Raw genomic sequence first — 22,255 nt, 5'->3', positions numbered from 1 at the left:
AAGACGGGCCCATCTTGCGGGCGGCGACAGGGATCGCCATTCTGTCTTCCACAATCGTGCTCGTCGCGGGACGCGGAGTTTCTCACATGACCCAGACCAACAACCGGTTTTTCGACGAACTCGGCCGCCTGATGAACGATGCCGCCGGTGCCGCCCAGGGCATGAAGCGGGAGGTCGATTCCGTCATCCGCAACCAGGCGGAAAAGATCCTGAACGACCTGGACATCGTGAAGCGCGAGGAGTTCGAGGCGGTCAAGGACATGGCCCGGCTCGCCCGCGAGGAGAACGAGGCGCTGAAGGCCCGGATCGCGGCGCTGGAAGCCAAGCTGGGCGGCGCGGCCGGCACGCCGCCGGGTGCCGGCAGCGCGGACGGCTGACGCCGCGGCCGGGTCGCCCTGGGACGGGAGGGGCAGGCGGCCCCTTCATTTCCTTGTCATTTCCCAGGTTTGCCGCTAGAACGCCGCCACGTCCGCGGCCCCCGCACCCCTGGAGGCTTGCCGAAGGACGTCCAGCAACGGGCCGCATCGCGGCCTTTAACTTTTTAAAACAAGGACTTAACACGATGGCGACCGTCAGAGAACTGAAGGCGACCGCCCGTCCGTCAGTCGGCAAGGGGGCCGCACGGGCAGAGCGTCGCGCCGGGAGAGTGCCCGGAGTGATTTATGGAGACAACCAGCCCCCGCTGCCGATCTCGGTGGAAGACCGCGAGCTGCGCCAGCGCATCCTTGCGGGCCGGTTTCTGACCACGATCTTCGACGTCACCCTCGACGGCAAGAAGCACCGGGTGATCCCGCGCGACTTCCATCTCGATCCGGTCAAGGACTTCCCGATCCACGTCGACTTCATGCGGCTCGGCCAGGGCGCGACCATCCGCGTCAGCGTGCCCTTGCATGTGGTGGGTTCGGAAGCCGCGCCGGGCGTCAAGCGCGGCGGCACGGTCAACATCGTGACCCACACGCTCGACCTCGAGTGCCTGGCGGAGAACATCCCGCAGTTCATCGAGGCCGATGTCAGCGCGCTCGAGATCAACCACTCGCTGCACATCTCCGACGTCAAGCTGCCGACCGGCGTGAAGACGCTGTCGCGCGACGACGCCACCCTCGTGACCATCGTGCCGCCGTCCGGCTATGGCGAGGAGCAGAAGGCTGCTGCTGGGGCCGCCGCGGCACCCGCTGCCGCTGCTCCGGCTGCCGCTGCGAAGGCTCCCGCGGCCGCTGCCAAGGCGCCGGCTGGCGGCGACAAGAAGAAGTAAGCCGTTCCGCTTGCGGGAAGCACGGGCGGGTCCCGTGCTTCCCGAAGCGACGGCGGGTGCGGATGCCGCGTCATGCTGCTGTTTGTCGGCCTCGGCAATCCCGGCGCGAAATATGCGCGCAACCGGCACAATATCGGCTTCATGGCCGTGGACGAGATCGCGCGGCGTCACCGCTTTTCGCCGTGGCGACGCAGGTTTCAGGGCGAGACCTCGGAAGGCACGCTGGACTCCGAGCGCGTCATCCTGTTGAAGCCCTCGACCTATATGAACGAATCCGGCCGCGCCGTGCAGGAGGCGACCAGCTTCTTCAAGCTCGGCGTCGGCGACGTCACGGTGTTTCAGGACGAGCTGGAATTGCCGCCGGGCAAGCTGCGCGTGAAGGTCGGCGGCGGCATTGCCGGCCATAACGGGCTGCGCTCGATCTCGGCGCATCTCGGCAACGACTATCGCCGCGTCCGGCTCGGCATCGGCCATCCCGGCGTCAAGGAATTGGTGCACGGCCACGTGCTGTCGGACTTCGCCAAATCCGACATGCCCTGGGTCGAGGCGCTGTGCGAGGCGGTCGCCGACAATGCAGGTTTGTTGACGGGCCGGCGCGACTCCACCTTCGCCAACAAGGTGCATCTGGCGCTGCAGGCCAAAGGTTTTCTGGACAAGGGCGACGCTGGCGCCGTGTGAGGCGCTTCGGGCCGTCGTCTAAAAGGATGCGGGACGGGTCATGGGATTCAAATGCGGAATCGTCGGGTTGCCCAATGTCGGCAAGTCGACGCTGTTCAACGCGCTGACGGAGACGGCGGCGGCGCAGGCCGCGAACTATCCGTTCTGCACCATCGAGCCGAATGTCGGCGAGGTCGCCGTGCCCGATCCGCGGCTGGAGAAGCTCGCGGCCATCGCCAAGTCGGGACAGATCATCCCGACGCGGCTGACCTTCGTCGATATCGCCGGCCTGGTGCGCGGCGCCTCCAAGGGTGAAGGCCTCGGCAACCAGTTCCTCGCCAACATCCGCGAGGTCGACGCGATCGCGCATGTCGTGCGCTGCTTCGAGGATTCCGACATCACCCATGTCGAGGGCAAGATCGCGCCGCTCGCCGATATCGAGACCATCGAGACCGAGCTGATGCTGGCCGATCTCGACAGCCTCGAGAAGCGGGTCGACAACCTGTCCAAGAAGGCCAAGGGCGGCGACAAGGATGCCAAGGAGCAGTACGAGCTCGTCACCCGTGCTCTGGTGCTGCTGCGCGACGGCAAACCGGCGCGGCTGTTGGAGCGTAAGCCTGAAGAGGAGCGCGCCTTCGGCATGCTCGGCCTGCTGACATCCAAGCCCGTGCTCTATGTCTGCAATGTCGAGGAAAGCTCTGCCAAGGACGGCAATAGTTTCTCCCAGGCGGTGTTCGAGCGGGCCAAGGAAGAGGGTGCGGTCGCCGTCGTGATCTCAGCCAAGATCGAGTCTGAGATCGCGACGCTGTCGCGCGAGGAGCGCGTCGACTTCCTGGAGACCTTGGGGCTCGAAGAGGCTGGCCTCGATCGGCTCATCCGCGCCGGCTATCAGCTGCTCGACCTGATCACCTATTTTACCGTAGGGCCGAAAGAGGCGCGGGCCTGGACCATTCACCGTGGCACCAAGGCGCCAGCGGCTGCCGGCGTCATCCACACCGATTTCGAGAAGGGCTTCATCCGCGCCGAGACCATCGCCTTTGCCGACTACGTCGCGCTTGGCGGCGAGGCGGGCGCGCGCGAGGGTGGCAAGCTGCGGCTCGAAGGCAAGGAGTATGTCGTCGCCGACGGCGACGTGATGCACTTCCGCTTCAACAACTGAGAGCCTGTGGGGCGGCTACATCCGCCCCTGCTCGCGGATCGCGCCGAGGTGCTCGTTGATACGGAAGACGATCAGCACGAACTCGGCGATGATGCGCGAGAACACCATGCCGACGATGATTCCGGCGAGCGAGGACAACAGCATCAGGAAACCGCCGAATGGGCTGATTGCCATTTCGGAGAGGCCCGTGAAAATGCCGCGAATTCCCGACAGGATGATCAGCGCAATCACGAGCCAATAGAACGTCTTGATGATGGTGGGCGTGATGAAGCGGTCCCACTGGAACAAATCGCGAAATTCCAACATCCTGATCCCCCGGCCACGTCCGAATCGAAGTCGAATCCGTCTTTAAGTCCTGCTCGACTCTCGCGCCAGACGACATGCGCGGCGGCCGAGTTGGTCCCAGTGTGTGGCGCCTTCTGGCACTCTCGTGCGACTGGACCGGGCGTCAGCCATGCGAGCGGCCCGGTTGTGATTGCTGCAAAGTGCGGCCACAATCGGGCTTCTTTCAGCCATTCCCAGCCTCATGACCCTCACCTTCGAAGATTTTCCGCAAGGCCCGTTCGGCAGCTTTGGCCCGCGACACGTCACCCGCGACGAGATCATCGCCTTCGCCTCTGAGTTTGATCCGCAGCCGATGCATTTGGACGAAGAAGCCGCCTCGCAGTCGATGCTCAGGGGCCTGTCCGGCTCGGGCTGGCACCTCTGCTCGCTGATGATGCGCATGATGTTCGACGGCTTCATCGGCCGCACCGCCTCGCTCGGTTCACCGGGCGTCAACGAGGTCCGGTGGCTCTCGCCCCTGCGTCCCGACGATGAGCTGATGCTCGATGTGGAGGTTCTGGAAGCGCGGGTGTCGCGGAGCCGTTCGTCGACCGGGATCGTCACCTTCAAATGCAGCGTGCGCAACAAGGCGGGCATGAGGCTTTGCGAGATGGTTTCGCCGATCATCGTCGAGCGCCGTGAGAGCCGCGGGCAGGTGGGCTGATGCGCTTTTTCGAAGATCTTCAGGTCGGCCAGCGCCGAGAGCTCGGCTCCTACACGTTCACAGCCGAAGAGATTAAGCGCTTTGCCGTTCAATTCGATCCGCAACGCTTTCACCTCGACGAGGAAGAGGGCCGCCGATCGCTGTTCGGCGGGCTCGCGGCATCGGGATGGCACATCGGCTCCGTCTGCATGAAGCTGATCGTCGCGGATAATCAGCGCCTCCTGGAGATCGCGCGCTCGCGCGGCGAGCCGATCGTCCTCGGAGGTCCTTCTCCCGGTTTTCGGGATCTGCGCTGGCACAAGCCGGTGCTTGCGGGTGATACGATCAGCTTTTCCAGTGAGATTGATTCGCTTCGCGCGTCGGCGTCGCGCCCGGAGTGGGGCATCCTGCAGGCGCGCAATACCGGCATCAATCAGCACGGCGATCTGGTGTTCTCGGTGCTGGCATCGGCCTTTGTCCCTCGACGGAACGAGGGTTGAGGCGAAAAGGTCACGCTTCGTAGGATTGTCGGCGCGGAACGAACTTCGCGCTAACGCATTCTGAACTCCGACTCTATAAGACAGCCAATCAGGGATCAGGATGTGGGGGATGAGTATGGCAGATCGCGGTGGTCTGAAACTCCTCGGCTTTATCTTTGCCAGCGTGACGCTCGCGGTGATGCTCGCGACGGGAATGGTCGTGAAGGGCTATGCCGACGGCTCGTATTCGCTGGAGACGTCAGCGACGATCAACGAGTGACGGATTAACTACTCGTTAACCAGAACGGACCACGCAGTTCTGTTGTTTGTAGAGGCGGTCTAGCGGCTCCAGATGAGCACCATGACCGCCATCGCCACCACCAGCAAACCGACGAAGCGGACCATGATGGTCCCGATCCGCTGAGGCTCAGGCCTCAGAGGAATCGGATCGGTGTTTTCCGGCCGGATCGTTTCCATGAAAGTGACACCCTCTTGACGCAACCTGCCCGCCACGAGATGGGCGGGAGTTGGTCGCGGGAGGGCCGGGTCACGTTCAAGGGCGAGGCGCTGCAAAGACGAAAACCGCCGCGCGATGGCTCGCACGGCGGTCCTCTTCAAGGTCCGGAAAGAACGCTCAGCTGCTGCGCAGGCCGTCGGCGGCGCGCTTCCACTGCGTCACGTTCTCGGCGATCGCCCGGGTCGACTTCATCGCCGCCTGGCTGAGCTGCGCATAGCTCGCGATCTCGCGCTGCACCCGCTGTCCCTCGGCGTGCAGCAGCTCGCGCAGGCTCTCGAGCTCCCCGATCAGGTTCTCGATCTCCGACAGGGAGGTGCCGGCGACGCGCTGGATCAGCGTGGTGACGCTGTTCACCGCCGCATCGGCGTCGATCGAAGCCTCGGCCGTGGCGGCCGCATTGGGACGGCGCAGATAGGCGATATCATTACGGACGAAATCACGAATGCCGGCCTCGACTTCGGAGACCGCCGCCAGATCCGTATCCAGCTCGGCTTCAGTTCCATCGATCTTGTCCGGACGAATGACATTCATCGGCTATTTCCTCATTTCGCGTTCAAGCGAGCGCGGTGTCCCCGCACGACGAACTTCTCAAAGCCTATCAGTGCGGCCAAATTGGGCCGCACCGCGGCGAAGTCGCGGCGATGGTTCGACCATTCGTGGCGGCCTGCCGCAATGGTGAACGTCACCAGCTCCGCTTGAAGCCGGCTGAAATGCTCTTGCTGGTGCCGCCCTGCGCGGTCTCGCTGACCGAGCCGGATACGCTCAGGCCATCCGACAGCTTCTGCTCGGCACCGACCTTGCGCAGCCATTTGTCGTCGCTCGACGACAGGGTCTGGCCGGCGGTGACGCTGGTGCCGGTGTCGCCGATCGAGAGCCTGGCGGATTGCTCGGTGTCGAAGCTGCGGCTGGTCTTCGGCGCCGCGCCGGGAATCGGCACCATGCCCTGCTGGGTGACGTTGTAACCGTTCTGCAGGGTCAGATTGTAGTGATCGATCGGCACCGCCTTGGTGATGGTGGTGCCGAGCCGGCTCTGGTCCGAGCCGGGGTCGACGCGGGCCTCGATGGCGGTCTTGTCCCAGATCGACCCGGCGCCAGGCGCGGTGACGGCCGCCCAGGCCGAGCCGCCCGATTGCGGAGCATTGCCGCCGTTCTCGGCCTTCTCCGCCAGCAATTCCGACATCGTGGTCGGCTGCCGCGCGACCGTCATGTCGGCGCCGACGCGGGCGTCCCAGAACGGCGACACCGACTGCTTGACCGACACGCCCGAGGCGAGGCTGCCCTTGTTCTGGTTCGACCAGTCGAGCGCGGCGGCCTTCTCTGCGGTTGCCTTGCGCCTCGCCGCGGCGGTGGCTCCGGGACGGTCGAGGAAGGTGGTGTCGTCGATCGCGAGCTGGCTCCAGTCGAGCTTTTCGACGTCGATGCCCTTCATCGGGTCGGCCGCTGCGGCCTGGTCCTCGGACTTGTCATCGTCCTCTGGCTCCGGCGCGATCTGCTGCCAGGGCACGATCTGCAGCGGTTGCGGCGCCTGCATCAGCGTCTGGGCCTGCGCGGCGGACGCAAGAAGGCCGAAGCCGGCCGTAAAAACCGCCAGCGCGCAACCATACGATGTCATGAGAGCAACCCCCGCCGCCCGAACCTGTGTGCCGGAATATGGTGGAATCTTGGCGCAAAATTATGGCTGCGCCAGTCACGATCTGTTGGGTTGTCGGTGAGTCTGACCACAATCCAACACGCGGGGGCGGCGGGCTCAGGCGAAGCTGCCGATGCGCGGCAGGTCGATGGAGCGGCCGAGCGTCTGCTCGACCAGATCGAACGTATCGATCAGGATCCGCAGCCGGGCGAGCTTTCCGGCGCGGAATTGCATGAATTGCGCGAGCCGCGCGGTGATCGGCTTGTCGGAATCCTGCGCCGTCATCGCGCAGCGGACCATCGTCGCCGCGCTGGTCTCGTCCAGCATCAAGGTCTCGCGCTCCAGCCGCCGGATGCTCACATTGTCGGCGATCTGCCTGACGGCGTCGAGCACCGCCGCGCGGCCGTGCCGCGCGCCGAGGAAGGGAAACATGTCGATCGGGCCGTAGATGGCCCAGTCGATGTCGTCGTCGAGAAGCTCGGCGAAATCGTCGAAACGGCGGTCGTTGATCGCGCCATGCAATGCGCGCGACAGACGCCAGAGGCTGTGCTCCGTCATCGGCTCGGGATCCTGAACTGGCTTGCGAGGGGGCGCGCCGGCCCGAAGGCGACGCCGCAATGGACGTCACGCCGGGGCGCCGAATCTATCTCTCTTACGCCTCACATAAATCAACCACCTGCGCGCGCAACGGTTCTTTTTGCATCGCACAAATGCACGCCAGTGCCGGCAGCGGGGCGCCAGGACCCCCGTCAACGCCCTTCGTGCTGCATCCGCTGCTGCGCGATCGCGACCTCGTGGTCGCGGAAGGCGGCCATGCCGAACAGGGTGGCGCCGGCGAGACCGCCGATCAGGGCGCCGAGGGGCATGAAGGTGAAGAACACCAGCATGCCCGCATAGCCTTCGAATTCGCTGGTGTTGAACAGCTCGATCCAGGCCAGTCCAAGCCCTACTCCGATCGTCGCGCCGCCGACGACGCCCATCACCAGTCCGGCCATCGCCAGGAATGCTATTCTCATGTCACCGATGCCCCGTATACCACCGCTGATGGGGTGCGGAGCCCGGGCCACAAGGTTCAAGGCAACGGCGCCGCCGGTGGTGACGTTTCCGTGATCGGCCGGTCAGGGCTGGCCTCCCCAACCGCCGTGCCGGGCCTCAGGGCCGGGCGGCGCCCGCGATCAGCAGCCGGCTGAGATCGCATTCGAGCACCTGCTGCACCAGGTCGTAGGTGTCCATGATCTCGCGGATGCGGGCGACGCGGCCGTCGCGCAGCGTGTAGAAGGCCGCGAGGTCGTATTGCACGATGCGGTCGTTGTCGCGCTTGCGCAGGAAGATGCGCAGATCCACGGCGACCTGGTCGCCTTCGCAGATCATGGTCTTGATCTCGTGCCGGACCTCGGCATAGCGGCTGCGTGCCGTCTCCCACATCTGCCGCACCTCGGCCTTGCCCCGGCGGCCACCGAGATGGGGGAAGATGTCGATCGGCGCCGAGGCGAAGTGCTCGAGATCGTCGGTGCAATGCGCCAGCACGCTGTCGAAATCGCCGGCGGCATGGGCCTCGAGCAGCTTGCGCACGCGCTGCTTGTTGATGTGCTCGATCATCCTGTCTCCACTGACGGGAACGCCCGCGTCGGCGATGGCGTTCTGGAGATGCCGGCCCGCGGCCGTCAACCACTTGTGTAACCGTCTGCCGGCGCAATGCGCCGGTACGGTGAACGGAAGCTTGGCGCGGGATCGCGTCATGATCATGTCTCGGGCCATCTCTCACCCCATGGGTCATCCCCGCGCGCGAAAGGTTCGCGCAAGGCGTCATGTCGGTTGTGAGGCGGGAACGGCTCCGCCGCGTCGCCGTTACCCCGCACCATTCTTGCGGAGCTCGATCACGAAGATGTCGATCACCAAGACCATGCTTGCCGCCTCCGTCGCAGCGCTGGCGCTGCTGTCGACGCAGGCCGCCGAAGCCAAGGGGTGCATCAAGGGCGCCATCGTCGGCGGCGTGGCCGGCCACTATGCCGGTCATCACGGCGTGCTCGGCGCCGCCGCCGGCTGCCTCTATGGCCGTCACCGTGCCAAGGAGCAGGAGCGTCAACAGCAGCAGCAGGGCCAGGTGAACGGGCAGGGCCGGACGTAGTTGATCCGTGCGTCCATCGTGCTTGGCGTGCCTTCACCTCAAGCTGGCGGCGATGGCCCGGCGTGACCGGGCGTTCGGTCCGTGCCGGAGGTGCCGGCTACAAGGGAGCGACTCTTGTTCGCGTCGTGGCTTTTTCCGTTACGCCAGCGAGGATGATGCGCATCGGCCTCAACAAACCCTGTTGTCGTCCCGGCGAACGCCGGGACCCATACCCCCAAGGGAGCGGTTTGAGGCACGCTTGCTATTGGCTTCTTGTCCCTCACGACCGCCGCTGCGTATGGACCCCAGGTCGCCGCGCCGCGCTGTCGCGTCGCAGCTTGCCCGCGACGGCAGTGGAGAGAACAACGGATTTACGATTCAAACAGCTAAGGATTGCTCCGGGACATGACGGCGCGGTCTCGCGGCATGTGATGCCCGAGTGATACGATCCGCGTGGCCCTCGTGAGTGCAGAGGGCGCAGGGAATGCCGGGTGAAGGCCTCACCCATGGCCCGCCTGCGAAAAAAATGCAGGCGGCAGGTACCACAGGCAAAGCCGATTCAACCGGCATTCCCTGCGCGACGGTCTTCACGCTTATACGCAGTCTCCCTGGTGCGCCGGGCTTGTTGGCCACCATCCCCAGCGCAATGCGCTCGCATTGCGCCAGGTTGATACCAGCATCGGGGTATCAGGACGCTGCGACTTCACGTCCGCAAGCGCTCGTTCGTCCGCATCCTCGTTGAAGAGAATGCTGCGATCTCTCGCGGCTATCGCATCCCCACCTCGCGTGTCGTGACGATCGCGCGCAACGCCCCTCTGCGGTGAGGCGGGATGCGGGGGAGATAATCATGAATTCCGATAAAGCGCAAGATATTTTCTTTTTTCAGAAGCAGCATGCGCCTTCCCATTGCGTCGTCCGGCCGGCTGTCGAGGCTGCTAGAGAATGGAGGTACGAAGAAGCCAGTCGCGGTTTAGGCGAATATCTATTTTGATTCATCGCGTGCAATGTAATATTAATGCTTTCTTTGGTTGTATGCAGTGGAGCCTCCCATGACTGGAAATCGTCAGTTGCTCCTGACGCGTCTCGCAGATCGATTGCATGGCCTCTTTGATGGTCTCGTCAATCTGAGCGATGTTAGCGGTAAGCAGGAAAAGGAAGTCGAGAGTTTTTTCCTTACCCGCGCCTTGGCCGCACTCTCGCTAATGGACGATGCTGACTTGAGGCCAGATGAAGCCGCTCAATGTGTAACCGACGGTGGTTCTGATGATGGGATCGATGGCTTATATGTCGATGAGAAGAAGAAGGTCATCTATTTCGTTCAGAGCAAATGGAGGTCAGGCACGAAAGGCGTTGAACTTTCAGATTTCACGAGATTTAGAGACGGTGTGAAGAATGTTCTGGAACTCAGGTGGACTGCTGATAACGCCAACTTGCACCCCTTCAGCAAAAAGGTTGAAGGTGCGCTGAAAGATATCGAAACCACGCTTGTAATGGTGCTTGCTCATACAAGTGATAACAATATAGCCAAGAACATCAACAACAAGATTGCTGAATTTCTGCAGGAGCAGAACAAGATCCAAAAGGATTTTCTTGAATTTCGGGAAATTGATTTTTCCAAGATCACCCACATCGCTAGGTCAAAGATCAGGGCGTCTGATATCGACGTGTCAATCTTGCTTAGGAATTGGGGCGTCTCGTTGATCCCTACGAGGCGGTTTATGGCGCAGTATCTGGATCAGATCTCGCAAAATGGTACGAGGAGAATGGTACGAAGCTGTTCGCGGAGAATCTCCGATACGTAATTGAGAAGTCAGATGTGAATGAGGGTATAGCTGAGACTGCTGAAAAGGAGCCTGCAAATTTTTGGTATTTCAACAACGGCGTAACAGCGATTTGCGACGCATTTGCTAAGAAGCCGTTCGGTGGTAACCAGACAGACAGCGGCGTCTTTGACGTTCAAAAAATAAGCGTCATAAACGGCGCTCAGACAATTGGGTCACTCGCAAAGGCTAAGGCGTCTGGAGTTAGCATCGACAACGTGTTTGTGCACATTCGAATTATATCATTGCAGGGTACGCCAGAAGGGTTTGCGTCCGGAGTAACTCGATCCAACAATACTCAAAACGATCTAAATGCTGCTGATTTCGTTGCATTCGATCCAAATCAAGAGCGGCTTAGGCGAGAGGCTATTCAGTTGGGAATAACCTACGCGTTTCGACGCGGTGAACCGGATCCTCCGATCAGTTCCGGATTCAATATACGAGCTGCAACTATTGCCGCCGCTTGCGCTTCTGGCGATCTCAAATTGGCGGTTTCCGCCAAGCGTTACATCAGTGGCCTTTGGGATGATATTAAGAAGGAGCCCTACACAAAGCTGTTCAATGACAGTACGACGGCGGCATATCTTTGGAATATAGTCCGCCTGATGACGGCAGTGGATGCAAAGCTGGCAGAAGAGGCCGAGAGCCTCGAGGGTAGAGAAAGATTGATTGCGGTTCATGGAAATAGATTCATTCTTTTCTGCGTGTTCACGCAACTCGATCTCGAGAAGCTAAGGCAGTCCAGTATCGATCTGGACCCGATCAAAGCACATTGTCAAAAACTAGCGCTCGACAAGCTCAAGGCAATAATCCCAGCCATAAACAAGAAGTTTCCCGATGCTTACCCTGGCAACGTCTTCAAGAATCAGGATCGGCAAATAGAGTTATTAGCTGCGATCTCGCCCTGACCCCTCGGCCAGTTCTGCAAGGCCGGCTTTTGAGTGCTCACCGCTTCTTCCACCCACCTCGCTTGCCCGGCGCGCCACCCGTCGACCGCGGCGCCGGGCCGAATTCGGGGCCGGACTCGCGGGAGTTGGTGGGCTGGATGATCTTGCTGCTGCTGCCGAATGGCTTTGGCGGCAGCTTGGCGTTGGGGCGGTAGGGCAGGGATTCCGGGCCGTGCATCTCGTCGAGATGCGGCTTGTGGACTTTGGAGCCGGTGCGCGAGCCGCCGCTCATGATATCGTCGAGGGACGGCACGAGCGGGTCGCGGGGCTTCACCCCACCCCGGCCGCCCTTGGCGGCCGACCCTCCCCCTCCAGGGGAGGGTGAAGAGGAGCCGCCAGCGCGTGTCGCAGCGCCGCGGCCCTTCATCGCCGTGGTCGGGAGGTTGGCGGCGTCGCCGTATTTCTTGGCGCCGGCGTAGGCGCCGGCCTTGCCTTGCACGGTGCGCTGCTTGGCGGTGGGGTCGTCGACGACGGCAAGCTCGGTGGCGCGCAGGCGCTTGACCTCGTCGCGCAGGCGGGCGGCTTCCTCGAAGTTCAAATCGGCGGCGGCTTCGCGCATGCGGGTTTCGAGGTCGGCCAGCACGGCCTCGAAATTGTGGCCGATCGAGATGACGTCGTCGGTGGTGGTGCCGCCGCCGGTCTCGATCAGCACGTGGTCGCGCTCGTAGACCGAGTTGAGGATGTCGCCGATCGACTTCTTGACGCTCTCCGGCGTGATGCCGTGGGCCGTGTTGTACTCGACCTGCTTCTCGCGGCGGCGGTTGGTCTCGGCGATGGCGCGCTCCATCGAGCCGGTCATCTGATCGGCGTAGAGGATCACCTTGCCGTCGACGTTGCGCGCGGCGCGGCCGATGGTCTGGATCAGCGAGGTCTCGCTGCGCAGGAAACCTTCCTTGTCGGCGTCGAGGATGGCGACCAGCGCGCATTCGGGAATGTCGAGGCCCTCGCGCAGCAGGTTGATGCCGACCAGCGCGTCGAACGCGCCGAGGCGCAAGTCCCGGATGATCTCGATGCGCTCGATGGTGTCGATGTCCGAATGCATGTAGCGGACGCGGATGCCCTGCTCGTGCAGATATTCGGTGAGATCCTCGGCCATGCGCTTGGTCAGCACCGTGATCAGCGAGCGATAGCCCGCCTGCGCGGTGGCGCGGACCTCGCCGAGGAGATCGTCGACCTGGGTGCGGGCGGGGCGGATGTTGACCGGCGGATCGATCAGGCCGGTCGGGCGGATGACCTGCTCGACGAACACGCCGCCGGCCTCGTTCAGCTCCCAGCCGCCGGGGGTCGCCGACACCGCGACCGTCTGCGGCCGCATCATGTCCCACTCCTCGAAGCGCAGCGGGCGGTTGTCCATGCAGGAGGGCAGGCGGAAGCCGTATTCGGCCAGGGTCGCCTTGCGGCGGAAGTCGCCGCGGAACATGCCGCCGATCTGCGGCACCGTGACGTGGCTCTCGTCGGCGAACACCAGCGCATTGTCGGGGACGTATTCGAACAGCGTCGGCGGCGGCTCGCCGGGCAGCCGGCCGGTGAGATAGCGCGAGTAGTTCTCGATGCCGGCGCAACTGCCGGTCGCCTCCATCATCTCGATGTCGAAGGTGGTGCGCTGCTCCAGCCGCTGCGCCTCGAGCAGGCGGCCCTGCGCGTGCAACTGGTCGAGCCGGATCTTCAGCTCTGACTTGATCGACTTCATCGCCTGCACGAGGGTCGGGCGCGGCGTCACATAGTGCGAGTTGGCGTAGACCTTGATGAACTCCAGCTCGTCCTGCTTGTGGCCGGTGAGCGGATCGAACTCCTCGATATTCTCCACGGTGTCGCCGAACAGGTTCACGCGCCAGGCACGGTCTTCATAGTGCGCCGGGAAGATGTCGATGACGTCGCCCCGCACGCGAAAGGTGCCGCGGGTGAAATCGTGCTGGGTGCGCTTGTACTGCAAAGCGACGAGGTCGGCGATGAGCTGGCGCTGGTCGATGCGCTCGCCCTTCTTCAGCGCGAAGGTCATCGCGGTGTAGGTCTCGACCGAGCCGATACCGTAGATGCAGGACACCGAGGCGACGATGATGACGTCGTCGCGCTCGAGCAGCGCGCGCGTCGCCGCGTGGCGCATGCGGTCGATCTGCTCGTTGATCGAGGAATCCTTCTCGATATAGGTGTCGGTGCGCGGGACGTAGGCCTCGGGCTGGTAGTAGTCGTAGTATGAGACGAAGTACTCGACCGCGTTGTCGGGGAAGAAGCTCTTGAACTCGCCATAGAGCTGCGCGGCGAGCGTCTTGTTCGGCGCCAGGATGATCGCCGGGCGCTGCGTCGCCTCGATCACCTTCGCCATGGTGTAGGTCTTGCCGGAGCCGGTGACGCCGAGCAGCACCTGGGTGCGGTCGTTGCGCGCGATGCCCTCGACCAGCTCCTTGATCGCCTGCGGCTGGTCGCCCTTCGGCTCATAGGCCGACTTGATCTCGAAGCGGACGCCGCCTTCCGACTTCTCCGGACGGGGCGGACGGTGTGGCGTCCACACCTTGAGCGAGCCGTCGTCCTTGCGGAACTCGGGACGGCCCTCGCGGATCAGCGACTCCAGCGCTTCCGCCGTGGCCTTGACGCCGAGCGCCTCCATCTTGTTGCGCGGCGGGCGGGCGAGCGCCTCCTCGTCGTCCTCGGCCGTGGGCAGGCCAAGCTGCCGCGCCAGCTCGGGATCGAGCGTCGGGATGGTGGCGGCGGTGCCGTAATTGGCTTGCGGCGCTTCGGAAAGGCCTGACTCGCCAGCGTTGTCAAAGGGCGCGTCCGCTTGCGCTGCGGCGCTCCCTCCCCCCTTGTGGGGGAGGGGTGGGGAGGGGGGTACTCCGGCACGAGCCGCGTCTGAGTCGTCGGCCCACGCGGGAGGGGACTCAGGTCGCGCCGCCACGCTCTTCTCCACTCCCCCTTGCGGGGAGGCGGCGGGGGTGGATTCACGGGCAGTGTTGCTTGGGGCACCCCCCTCCCCAGCCCTCCCCCACAAGGGGGGAGGGAGCGCAGCGTCCTGCTGGGCTGAAGCTTGTGACGTGTCACGGACGGACGAACGCCCACCCACCGGCTGCGGATTCGGCCGCAGCGGCATGGACCGCGCCGAGGCGTCGCCCGTCGCAACCTCAGCGCTCTTGCCGCGCGTCGACGCCCGCGCGCGGTGCGCGGCGGCCTCGCCGCCGCTGCGGCGGTCCCAGGAATTGTCCGGCGGAGGCTTCAGTCCCGTTGAGGAACCGATGCCGCTCTCGCCCCGGTTGATGGCGGGATTGAGCAGCTCGGCGAGCGCGGGCGCGATCGGCTGCACGTCGGGCCGGTGCGCTTTCGATTTCGGAGTTCGGCCAGGCTTCTTGGGGGTGTCGGGGGTCTTCGCCATGGCCCGAATATGGGACGGATGACGCCGACTTGAAAGAGTGATCGGGCGCCGCGCACCAGCCTTGCTGACAGCATGGTGGCAGCAGGACGGCCCGAGATGCGCCTGCACGCGGAAGGCCACACGAGATCAGCGAGCGACTCGCGAGCCGTGGCGCGCGCGATGGCGCTCCAGCGACGCCCCGCTGCGGTTCAATGCCGGGTCGGCTGCTCGACGATGTCGAGATGCACGCCGTGGCAGGCGACGCATTGCAGGGCCCAGTACTCGGAACCGCCACGGCCGTTGATGACGCTCAGGACGCTCAGCTCGGCATCGCAGTCCGGGCATCGCGTACGCACCGAATAAGCGAGGTGTTTGACGGCAGGCTCAGCCATGAATTGCAGTCCGCATTACGAATACACTCGGCATTTCGAATTGGCGTTTGGATTGTTGGCTTGGAACCGTCTGGCCGCGCGGATGGACTCTCGGGGACTTCACTCTCGAAGATTGTTCCACGTCGCGCTATCCGTCTTTTCCCGGGGGGCGGTCGATATCCTCCGTTGCATGCTCGAAGCGACGGCCTATCAGTTGGCCGTCGTCAGTCCCACCGCTTGCGGAAGCGGTCGATGTGGCTCTTGGCATCGGCGATCGCCATGTCTGCATCGGACCAGGCAAAGCCGACTTCGAGAGACGGGAACGAAACACCATTGATCACCACCGGGGTCATGTCCGCGCGGCGGATCCGCGCGTGCCACAAGCCGCGTCCTGCTTCGAACGGCTCGATGGCGAAGTCTTCGTACAAGTACGTCATTGCGCAGTCCTGGATGTTCCAAACTGCAACAACAGCATGAGTTTGTCCGGGCATTTGTGAACAGGTTCACACGTCAGCGTCTTTTTTGAGCGCGTCCCTGCGCTGAGAATTCCGGGTCGCGGGTTGCGACGCTGCGCGCATGATCCAGCGCCGGAACGCGGCGAAATCACGTTGGCCGGCCTGGAAGTGGCGGTAGACAAGATACCAGCGCTCGCCTTTTGGGACGGTCAGTGCGAACGGTGCAACCAGCCGTCCTGCCGCGAGGTCATCGTCGATATAGGGACGGATGCCCATCGCGACGCCGAGCCCGTCGATCGCGGCCTGCAGCGCATGCCCGTAATACTGGAACTCGGTGCCGCGCGCGCTGACGCGGGTGACGCCCGCGGCCTTCAGCCACAGCGCCCAGTCCTCGGCCGCATGCGACACTCGCAGCAGGCTCGGGCCCTTGAGGTCGGCCGGTTTCTTCAAGGTTGCGGCCAGCCGCGGCGTGCACACCGGCACGAGATCGGCGGCGAACAGCGGCTCGGCGACGAGACCCGGCCAGGCGCCGTGGCCGAGCTTGATGCCGCAGCTCCAGTCGTCGCCGAACGGCACCGCCGCCCCGCCGGTGGTGATGCGGACCTCGATGTCCGGCTGCTCGGTGCTGAAATCGGCGAGCCGCGGGATCAGCCATTTCATCGCGAAGGTCGGACCGACGCCGAGCGTCAGCACGCGCATCGACGACGGCGCCATGATCTGCGCGGTCAGGCTCGACAGCGCATCGAAGATCGGCGTCAGCCCGCTCTGATAGGCGCGGCCCGGCGCGGTCAGCGCCAGGCGGTTGGCCTTGCGCTCGAACAGCACCACGCCGAGCCGCTGCTCGAGCAGGTTGACCATGCGGCTGATCGCGGCCGCGGAGACGTTGAGCTCGCCGCCGGCCGCGGCGAAGCTGCCGGTGCGCGCAGCCGCCTCGAATGCCTTGATGCCGTTGAGGAACAGCAGCCGTCTCATCGAGCCCTCAGGAAAACTGATGGAGGGCAAGATAACTCGGTTTGTGCGGCCGTCGCCAGTACGACAATCTGCATGGCGAGGAGATCAGCCATGACACCAGCCCTGATTGCAGCGCTCGGATTGCTGATGGTGGCGACGGCGTTCCTGTCGGGCCTGTTCGGCATGGCGGGCGGGCTGATCCTGATCGGCGTGCTCTTGGCGATCATGCCGCTGCCGGCGGCGATGGTGCTGCACGCGGCGACGCAGATGGCGTCCAACGGCTGGCGCGCCGTGCTGTGGCGCCGGCACATCCGCTGGCGGCCGGTCGCGGTGTATCTCGTCGGTTGCGCGCTGGCGCTCGGCCTGTGGTCCCTGGTGCGCTACGTGCCTGACAAGCCGGTCGCGCTCCTGCTGCTCGGCGTCACGCCGTTCATGGCGCGGCTGATGCCGGCCGGCCTCAGGCCCGATCCGGACAGCGTCTGGCAGGGCGCGATCTACGGCACGATCTGCATGGGGCTGATGCTGATGACCGGGGTGTCCGGGCCGCTGCTCGACACGTTCTTTCTCGGCGCGCGGTTCGACCGCCGCGCGATCGTCGCCACCAAGGCGACGTGTCAGGTCGCGAGCCACCTCACCAAGCTGATCTATTTCGGCGGCATCATCGATCAGGCCGCGGGCCTCGATCCCGTGCTCGCGCTCGTCGCCGTCGGAGCGTCGATGCTCGGCACGAGCCTGGCGCGGCGGCTGCTGGAGGCGATGAGCGAGCAGCAGTTCCGCACCTGGGCCAACCGCATCATCACGGCGGTGGCGAGCTACTACATCCTCTATGGCGGCTGGCTGCTGCTGGCCGCGCAGAGCTCGGCGGCGGCAGAGTGAGGCGAGCATGGCCGTATCGGCAGACCCCCTGGTGCTGGACTTCGTCGAATGGATCGCGCGCGCGCCGCGCAGCCATGCCGAGGTGGTGGCGACGTGGCGAACGAGCTGCCCGCGGCTGACGGTGTGGGAGGATGCCGCCGATCTGGGCTATGTCACGCGCCAGGCGATCGCGGGCGTCGGCCTCTTCATCATCGTCACCGACGCCGGCGCGCGGCTGTTGCGCGACAACGGCCGCGTCGCGCGCTAGAACGGTCCGGACTTGGAGGAAAGACCGGGAATGGCAGTGAAGCTGTATGAACTCGTCGGGACCGATGCGGGCCGCCCGTTCAGCTCCTATTGCTGGCGCACGCGGATGGCGCTGGCGCACAAGGGGCTGAGCGCAGAATCGATTCCGTGGCGCTTCACCGAGAAGAGCGCGATCGCGCCGCATGGATCGGAGAAGGTGCCGGTCATGCTCGACGGCGACCGCGCGGTGGCCGATTCGTGGACGATCGCCAACTACCTCGAGGACACCTATCCGGACCGGCCGTCGCTGTTCGGCGGCGCCGGCGGCCGCGCGATGGCGCGCTTCCTCAATGCCTGGGGTGATATCGCCATCGTCGGCGGCATCTTCCCGCTGATCATCGCCGACATTCCGAAGAACCTCGCCGCCGAGGATGCCGACTATTTCCGCGCGTCGCGCGAGGCGCGGTTCGGCAAGAGCCTCGAAGAGGTCATGGCCTCGCGCGACCAGGCGGTCATCGGCTTCCGCAGGTCGCTGGAGCCGCTGCGCCAGACCTTGAAGACGCAGGCCTTCATCGGCGGCGATACGCCCGACTATGCCGACTACATCGTGTTCGGCGGCTTCCAATGGGCGCGCGTGGTGAGCCCGTTCAAGCTGCTGGAGGAGAGCGACAGCGTCCATGCCTGGCGCGAGCGGCTGCTCGATGCGTTCGACGGGCTGGCGCGCAAGTCGCCGGGCCACCCGGTCTAGAAACGCGGCGGCCGGCGCTCGCGCCAGGCCGCGAGCCCATCGGTGAGATCGCGGCTGCCGACCAGGCTCGCGAACTGCTCGCTCTCGACCTGCAGCCCTTCGCCGACGGCCATGTTGAGCCCGCGCGTCGCGGCGGTGATGATGCCGGCGATGGTGTCCGCCCCGTGGCGGATGATGCGCTGCGCCAGCGCGCGCGCCGCCGGCAACAGCTCGTCGTGCGGCACGACGGCGTTGACGAGGCCGATCTCCAGCGCGTGCTGCGCCGGGAAAGAATCGCCGGTCAGCAGCAGCTCGAGTCCGCGCTTGCGGCCGACCAGCCGCGGCAGCCGCTGCGTGCCGCCGAAGGTCGGCGGCATGCCGAGCCTGATCTCGGGCTTGGCGAAGCTGGCGCGCTCGCTCGCCACCGCAAGATGCACGGCCTCGGTGATCTCGCAGCCGCCGCCGAAGGCGAGCCCGTTCACGGCGGCGATGACCGGCTTGCGGAACGCCTCCAGCCGCGCCGTCATCGCCTGGCCGCGCCGGACGAAGTCGCGCAGCGCCGCGGCGCGCCCCTGGCGGACGCTTGCGGTGAATTCGTCGATGTCGGCGCCGGCCGAGAAGGCGCGTTGTCCCGCGCCGGTGAGGATCACGGCCCTGACGCCGGCATCGGTCTCGATGCGGTCGAGCGCGGCCATCAATCGATCGATCAGCGCGTAGCTGAGCGCGTTCAGTCGCTCCGGCCGGTTCAGCGTGATCGTGGCGATGCGGTCGGAGATGTCGAGCAGGAGGAGGTCGGTCATGGCGTCTCGCAGGCTGGCGGTTGGAGCAAGCGAAGACTAGGCGCCGCGGCAGCCGAGGTATATTAACTGGTCAGTATACATTGACCGAGACCGAGCGCCGCCATGCCCCGATCCTCCGATCCCACGCCCGCCCGCATCATCGCCGCCGCGAGCAGGCTGTTCTATGCCGAGGGCATCCGCGCCGTCAGCGTCGACGCGGTGGCGGAGAAGGCCGGCGTGACCAAGAAGACGCTGTACTATCATTTCCGCAGCAAGGACGATCTGGTCGCGGCCTATCTCACCGCGCGCGACCAGCCGAACCTGGAGCTGTTCAAGCGCTGGTTCGACGAGACCGAGGGCGCGCTGCCCGACAAGATCGCCGGGATCTTCAATCAGCTTGCGCGCGCCGCGCGGCATCCGAAATGGCGCGGCTGCGGCTTCCTGCGCACCACCGCGGAGCTCGCCAATCTGCCCGGCCATCCCGCGATCAGGATCGGCGCCGCCCACAAGAAGAAGTTCGAGGCCTGGCTGCTGGCGGTCTTCGAAGAGCAGGGAATTGCCGAAGCGGGCGAGCTCGCGCGGCAGATGCTGCTGCTGCTCGACGGCGCGTTCGCGGTCGTGCTGCTGCATCGGGACGCCAGCTACATGGAGACCGCGGGCGCGGCGGCACGGACGCTGGTCGCGGCGGCGCTGCCAAAGGGGAGGCGATACGCTCCCCGCAGGACCGTCAGCCGGTGCAGCCGCGTCCCCTGACCCGCTCGCCGCGAACGATCGTCGCGACCATCTGGCTCGCCATGCCGTCGAAATCGGACGGCTTGATGTAGCCGGCGGCGTAGGCTTCCTGGGTCAGGCGTTCGATCCGGCGATCCTCGGCGGTCGTCCAGACGCCGGCGATGTAGGCGGCGCCCGCCGGACCATAGGTCTCGGGATAGCGCTCGTTCTGGTTCTGCCGATGATAGTAGTAGTGGTTGAGGCCGCTGATGAAGCTGTCGCGCTTGGCGCCGCAGCGGTCGCTCCACGCCAGATCGAGCGCCTTCAGCGCGTCCTGGCGCTGCGAGCGCCGGGCGTCCTCGGTGTATTTCTCGTGGTCCTGAAACTCCGCGCCCGTGACGGGCGGAAACGCAACCGCCGCACTCGGCGCGTCGGTCAGGAACAGGCGTCCGCCAACCTGCCAGACGAGGATGGCTGCGATGATGAAGATGAGCCGGTTCATGGCAGCGCTCGTTTGCTATCGCCGGTCCCGTTGCGCCTGCCGGATACGGCACACCGACGATTCGTCGGACCAGAGACCGGGTCCGGCGAACATTGGGACGTCCTCGCGCACATCGGCCGGAAAGTCCGCCTTGGTGATCCCCTTCTCGTCGAAGGCTTCGAACAAGGCCTCCTTCACGCGCTGATCGAGCGGCGTGCCGACGCTGTCGGCCGCCTCCTGGAGCGATTTGTCCGTGCAGATTTTTGCACCCCAGAACTGCCGCTTGCAATCCAGCTTGGCGACATAGGCGCGAGTATAGGCCGTCAGTGCGTCCACCAGGTTCTGCTTCATGGTCTTGTCGCATGGCGACAGCTTGTAGGCCGTCGCGGCCTGCAGCGCGTCCATGCGCAACGCGTCGAGCTTGGGATTCTTGTCGCTCTGCGAGGTATGCTCCGCGAGCCACGCCTTGCGCTCGAACTCTTTTGCCTCCGGGCCGCCGAAGGTCTTGTCCACCAGGGGAGATAGAGGTGTCACAACGGCCCCGCTCTCGCGCAAGGGCGCAGCGAGATTTGCCGCGGTTTCAATCGAAGCCGTCCGAGCCATGCCCCGCCACGGTCCATACGGAAGCGGAAAGCCTCTCACCGCCCAACTCACACCTGCGAACGCAACCAAAAATGCCGCACCTGCGGCGCCAATAAATCGCAACATGAAAGAAGCCCATCCGCCAACGCCTGTACGGTAGTGCGTGCGGGTTAATGCATCCGATAGGGCCGCCGGCGGCGCGCAACGACGTGAACCGATCGTGACCGTCTTCTGCCGCCTTTGAAGACAATGGCTGATGAATTAGCGGCATGGCCGGACGAGCCTGCCGACGTGACGTCATGTCTTGACGGGCAACACCGAACGGCGCGCGAGCAGCGCGATGGCGGCATCGAGATCCGGCAGCACGGCCGCCGCATTCGCCCGTGAATGATCGTTCGGCGGCACGATGTCCGGCACCATCAAGGTGATCGCGCCTGCGGCGTGCGCCGAGGCGACGCCGGGATTGGAATCCTCGATTGCGACGCAGGCCGGCGCGCGCGTCCGTAGCCGTTCCGCGGCGAGCAGATAGAGGTCCGGATGCGGTTTGGCGCGGGTCACGTCGTCGCGCGTCAGGACCGCATCGAAGCGGTGGTCGATGCGGGCGAGGCGGAGATGCTCCGCGGCCGTGCTGCGCGAGGACGAGGTGACGACGGCCTTGGGCAGGCCGACCGCGTCGATCGCGTCGAGCAGCGCGACGACGCCGCGCTTCAGCGGCATGCCTGCCTGCAGGATCTCGATCGTCTTGGCCGCGAACAGGCGGTTGACTTCGACCAGCGGAAAATCGTCGCCGAAATGGTCGCGCAGGGTCTGCTCGTTGTCGGGTCCGGGAATGCCGATCATCGCATGGCAGAGCTCGACGACGCCGTCGCTGTAGCCGAGCGCATTCAGCGCCGCGATCGCAGCTTCGAGATAGACCTTCTCGGTGTCGAGCAACGTTCCGTCCATGTCGAGCAGGACCGCTTCGACGTGCCAGCGCGTCACGATCCCGCCTCCGGTTCGCCGGCCAGCCTCTTGAGGCAGTTGACGCACAGGCAGTCCTTGAACCGGCTTTGTCCGTTGTTGGGCAGCGGCAGGCGCACGGCCTCTTCGAAGCACCAGCAGGAGCCGCCGGGATCGCAGCTGAACTCCGCGCCGCACGACTCGCAGGTGAGTTGCCGCGCGGTCATGTCCGCTAAACGATTTGTCACGTTCGGAGCCACGTCCGACCAGCCCCTTTTCA

Annotated in this window: 31 protein-coding genes; 15 read left to right on the top strand and 16 right to left on the bottom strand. The window is 64.8% G+C overall.

The window, feature by feature from the left end:
• The first annotated feature begins 86 nt into the window (after window positions 1-86).
• From QX070_RS00975 to ychF, 4 genes are all read left to right on the top strand, one after another.
• Window positions 87-377 carry an accessory factor UbiK family protein gene (locus QX070_RS00975; RefSeq protein WP_315714079.1) on the top strand — a complete coding sequence of 97 codons (291 nt, stop codon included), beginning with the start codon at window positions 87-89 and terminating at the stop codon, window positions 375-377.
• Window positions 378-562: 185 nt separating this feature from the next.
• On the top strand, window positions 563-1,252 hold the full coding sequence (locus QX070_RS00970) for a 50S ribosomal protein L25/general stress protein Ctc (protein ID WP_315733977.1): 690 nt from the start codon (window positions 563-565) through the stop codon (window positions 1,250-1,252).
• Window positions 1,253-1,324: 72 nt separating this feature from the next.
• On the top strand, window positions 1,325-1,930 hold the full coding sequence (pth, locus tag QX070_RS00965; RefSeq protein ID WP_315733976.1) for an aminoacyl-tRNA hydrolase: 606 nt from the start codon (window positions 1,325-1,327) through the stop codon (window positions 1,928-1,930).
• A 40-nt stretch (window positions 1,931-1,970) separates the two neighbouring features.
• A complete protein-coding gene (ychF, locus tag QX070_RS00960; RefSeq protein WP_315733974.1) occupies window positions 1,971-3,068 on the top strand; it encodes a redox-regulated ATPase YchF in 1,098 nt (365 codons plus the stop codon).
• A gap of 15 nt (window positions 3,069-3,083) precedes the next feature.
• On the opposite strand, the gene QX070_RS00955 is transcribed toward ychF, so the two are convergent.
• Window positions 3,084-3,374, bottom strand: a complete 291-nt coding sequence (locus QX070_RS00955) for a DUF4282 domain-containing protein (protein WP_315714083.1) — start codon at window positions 3,372-3,374, stop codon at window positions 3,084-3,086.
• A gap of 220 nt (window positions 3,375-3,594) precedes the next feature.
• Here QX070_RS00955 and QX070_RS00950 point away from each other — a divergent pair, with 220 nt between their 5' ends.
• The 3 genes from QX070_RS00950 (at window position 3,595) to QX070_RS00940 (ending at window position 4,794) form a co-directional block, all read left to right on the top strand.
• Window positions 3,595-4,056, top strand: coding sequence for a MaoC family dehydratase (locus QX070_RS00950; protein ID WP_315733972.1), 462 nt, complete (start codon window positions 3,595-3,597; stop codon window positions 4,054-4,056).
• Window positions 4,056-4,535 carry a MaoC family dehydratase gene (locus tag QX070_RS00945; protein ID WP_315733971.1) on the top strand — a complete coding sequence of 160 codons (480 nt, stop codon included), beginning with the start codon at window positions 4,056-4,058 and terminating at the stop codon, window positions 4,533-4,535. Before QX070_RS00950 ends, QX070_RS00945 begins: the two co-directional genes overlap by 1 nt.
• Before the next feature lie 109 nt (window positions 4,536-4,644).
• Window positions 4,645-4,794, top strand: coding sequence for a hypothetical protein (locus QX070_RS00940; RefSeq protein WP_315714401.1), 150 nt, complete (start codon window positions 4,645-4,647; stop codon window positions 4,792-4,794).
• 59 nt (window positions 4,795-4,853) lie between these two features.
• Here QX070_RS00940 and QX070_RS00935 read toward each other — a convergent pair whose 3' ends face one another.
• The 6 genes from QX070_RS00935 to QX070_RS00910 all read right to left on the bottom strand — a co-directional run bounded on the left by QX070_RS00935 (window position 4,854) and on the right by QX070_RS00910 (window position 8,260).
• Window positions 4,854-4,991: a hypothetical protein gene (locus QX070_RS00935; protein WP_315733970.1), complete on the bottom strand. Its 138-nt coding sequence runs from the start codon at window positions 4,989-4,991 to the stop codon at window positions 4,854-4,856.
• 157 nt (window positions 4,992-5,148) lie between these two features.
• Window positions 5,149-5,562, bottom strand: coding sequence for a hypothetical protein (locus QX070_RS00930; protein ID WP_315714086.1), 414 nt, complete (start codon window positions 5,560-5,562; stop codon window positions 5,149-5,151).
• Window positions 5,563-5,713: 151 nt separating this feature from the next.
• Window positions 5,714-6,643: a hypothetical protein gene (locus QX070_RS00925; RefSeq protein WP_315733969.1), complete on the bottom strand. Its 930-nt coding sequence runs from the start codon at window positions 6,641-6,643 to the stop codon at window positions 5,714-5,716.
• Between the two features lie 135 nt (window positions 6,644-6,778).
• Entirely contained in the window at window positions 6,779-7,219 is a 441-nt protein-coding gene (locus QX070_RS00920) for a nuclear transport factor 2 family protein (RefSeq protein WP_315733968.1), read from the bottom strand.
• Between the two features lie 191 nt (window positions 7,220-7,410).
• Window positions 7,411-7,677, bottom strand: coding sequence for a hypothetical protein (locus tag QX070_RS00915; protein ID WP_315714089.1), 267 nt, complete (start codon window positions 7,675-7,677; stop codon window positions 7,411-7,413).
• A gap of 136 nt (window positions 7,678-7,813) precedes the next feature.
• Window positions 7,814-8,260, bottom strand: coding sequence for a nuclear transport factor 2 family protein (locus tag QX070_RS00910; protein ID WP_315733967.1), 447 nt, complete (start codon window positions 8,258-8,260; stop codon window positions 7,814-7,816).
• A 304-nt stretch (window positions 8,261-8,564) separates the two neighbouring features.
• On the opposite strand from QX070_RS00910, the gene QX070_RS00905 reads away from it, so the two are divergent.
• From QX070_RS00905 to QX070_RS00890, 4 genes are all read left to right on the top strand, one after another.
• A complete protein-coding gene (locus QX070_RS00905) occupies window positions 8,565-8,789 on the top strand; it encodes a hypothetical protein (protein ID WP_315735660.1) in 225 nt (74 codons plus the stop codon).
• Window positions 8,790-9,615: 826 nt separating this feature from the next.
• Entirely contained in the window at window positions 9,616-9,759 is a 144-nt protein-coding gene (locus tag QX070_RS00900; protein WP_315733966.1) for a hypothetical protein, read from the top strand.
• A 58-nt stretch (window positions 9,760-9,817) separates the two neighbouring features.
• Window positions 9,818-10,570 (top strand): hypothetical protein, encoded by a 753-nt coding sequence (locus QX070_RS00895; RefSeq protein WP_315733965.1) that lies wholly within the window; start codon window positions 9,818-9,820, stop codon window positions 10,568-10,570.
• A 14-nt stretch (window positions 10,571-10,584) separates the two neighbouring features.
• Window positions 10,585-11,496 (top strand): AIPR family protein, encoded by a 912-nt coding sequence (locus QX070_RS00890; RefSeq protein ID WP_315733964.1) that lies wholly within the window; start codon window positions 10,585-10,587, stop codon window positions 11,494-11,496.
• Between the two features lie 37 nt (window positions 11,497-11,533).
• Here QX070_RS00890 and uvrB read toward each other — a convergent pair whose 3' ends face one another.
• The 4 genes from uvrB to QX070_RS00870 all read right to left on the bottom strand — a co-directional run bounded on the left by uvrB (window position 11,534) and on the right by QX070_RS00870 (window position 16,676).
• Entirely contained in the window at window positions 11,534-14,899 is a 3,366-nt protein-coding gene (gene uvrB, locus QX070_RS00885; RefSeq protein WP_315733963.1) for an excinuclease ABC subunit UvrB, read from the bottom strand.
• Window positions 14,900-15,087: 188 nt separating this feature from the next.
• A complete protein-coding gene (locus QX070_RS00880; RefSeq protein ID WP_315733962.1) occupies window positions 15,088-15,270 on the bottom strand; it encodes a hypothetical protein in 183 nt (60 codons plus the stop codon).
• 203 nt (window positions 15,271-15,473) lie between these two features.
• On the bottom strand, window positions 15,474-15,686 hold the full coding sequence (locus QX070_RS00875) for a hypothetical protein (RefSeq protein WP_315733961.1): 213 nt from the start codon (window positions 15,684-15,686) through the stop codon (window positions 15,474-15,476).
• Between the two features lie 66 nt (window positions 15,687-15,752).
• On the bottom strand, window positions 15,753-16,676 hold the full coding sequence (locus tag QX070_RS00870; protein ID WP_315733960.1) for a LysR substrate-binding domain-containing protein: 924 nt from the start codon (window positions 16,674-16,676) through the stop codon (window positions 15,753-15,755).
• Window positions 16,677-16,766: 90 nt separating this feature from the next.
• Between QX070_RS00870 and QX070_RS00865 the strand changes: the two genes are divergently transcribed.
• The 3 genes from QX070_RS00865 to QX070_RS00855 are packed head-to-tail and all read left to right on the top strand — an operon-like array spanning window position 16,767 to window position 18,504.
• Complete coding sequence (locus tag QX070_RS00865) at window positions 16,767-17,531, top strand: sulfite exporter TauE/SafE family protein (RefSeq protein ID WP_315733959.1); 765 nt, start codon at window positions 16,767-16,769, stop codon at window positions 17,529-17,531.
• A 7-nt stretch (window positions 17,532-17,538) separates the two neighbouring features.
• Window positions 17,539-17,778 carry a hypothetical protein gene (locus QX070_RS00860; protein WP_315733958.1) on the top strand — a complete coding sequence of 80 codons (240 nt, stop codon included), beginning with the start codon at window positions 17,539-17,541 and terminating at the stop codon, window positions 17,776-17,778.
• Window positions 17,779-17,808: 30 nt separating this feature from the next.
• Entirely contained in the window at window positions 17,809-18,504 is a 696-nt protein-coding gene (locus QX070_RS00855; protein ID WP_315733956.1) for a glutathione S-transferase family protein, read from the top strand.
• Here the strand turns inward: QX070_RS00855 and QX070_RS00850 are convergent.
• Window positions 18,501-19,283: a crotonase/enoyl-CoA hydratase family protein gene (locus QX070_RS00850; protein WP_315733954.1), complete on the bottom strand. Its 783-nt coding sequence runs from the start codon at window positions 19,281-19,283 to the stop codon at window positions 18,501-18,503. The two genes, QX070_RS00855 and QX070_RS00850, sit on opposite strands and share 4 nt — an antisense overlap.
• A gap of 102 nt (window positions 19,284-19,385) precedes the next feature.
• Between QX070_RS00850 and QX070_RS00845 the strand changes: the two genes are divergently transcribed.
• Window positions 19,386-20,015, top strand: a complete 630-nt coding sequence (locus QX070_RS00845) for a helix-turn-helix domain-containing protein (RefSeq protein WP_315733952.1) — start codon at window positions 19,386-19,388, stop codon at window positions 20,013-20,015.
• On the opposite strand, the gene QX070_RS00840 is transcribed toward QX070_RS00845, so the two are convergent.
• The 4 genes from QX070_RS00840 to QX070_RS00825 all read right to left on the bottom strand — a co-directional run bounded on the left by QX070_RS00840 (window position 19,990) and on the right by QX070_RS00825 (window position 22,235).
• Window positions 19,990-20,475: a hypothetical protein gene (locus QX070_RS00840; protein ID WP_315733949.1), complete on the bottom strand. Its 486-nt coding sequence runs from the start codon at window positions 20,473-20,475 to the stop codon at window positions 19,990-19,992. The genes QX070_RS00845 and QX070_RS00840 overlap by 26 nt on opposite strands.
• A gap of 15 nt (window positions 20,476-20,490) precedes the next feature.
• Window positions 20,491-21,057 (bottom strand): hypothetical protein, encoded by a 567-nt coding sequence (locus QX070_RS00835; RefSeq protein WP_315733947.1) that lies wholly within the window; start codon window positions 21,055-21,057, stop codon window positions 20,491-20,493.
• 276 nt (window positions 21,058-21,333) lie between these two features.
• Complete coding sequence (locus QX070_RS00830) at window positions 21,334-22,017, bottom strand: HAD family phosphatase (protein ID WP_315733945.1); 684 nt, start codon at window positions 22,015-22,017, stop codon at window positions 21,334-21,336.
• Window positions 22,014-22,235 carry a cysteine-rich CWC family protein gene (locus tag QX070_RS00825; RefSeq protein ID WP_315735657.1) on the bottom strand — a complete coding sequence of 74 codons (222 nt, stop codon included), beginning with the start codon at window positions 22,233-22,235 and terminating at the stop codon, window positions 22,014-22,016. The genes QX070_RS00830 and QX070_RS00825 overlap by 4 nt, the downstream gene beginning before the upstream one ends.
• Window positions 22,236-22,255 lie beyond the last annotated feature (20 nt).

Origin of the sequence: Bradyrhizobium sp. SZCCHNR1093, assembly GCF_032381175.1 — a bacterium.
Classification (GTDB): domain Bacteria; phylum Pseudomonadota; class Alphaproteobacteria; order Rhizobiales; family Xanthobacteraceae; genus Bradyrhizobium.
This window is presented reverse-complemented; position numbering and strand designations above follow the sequence as displayed.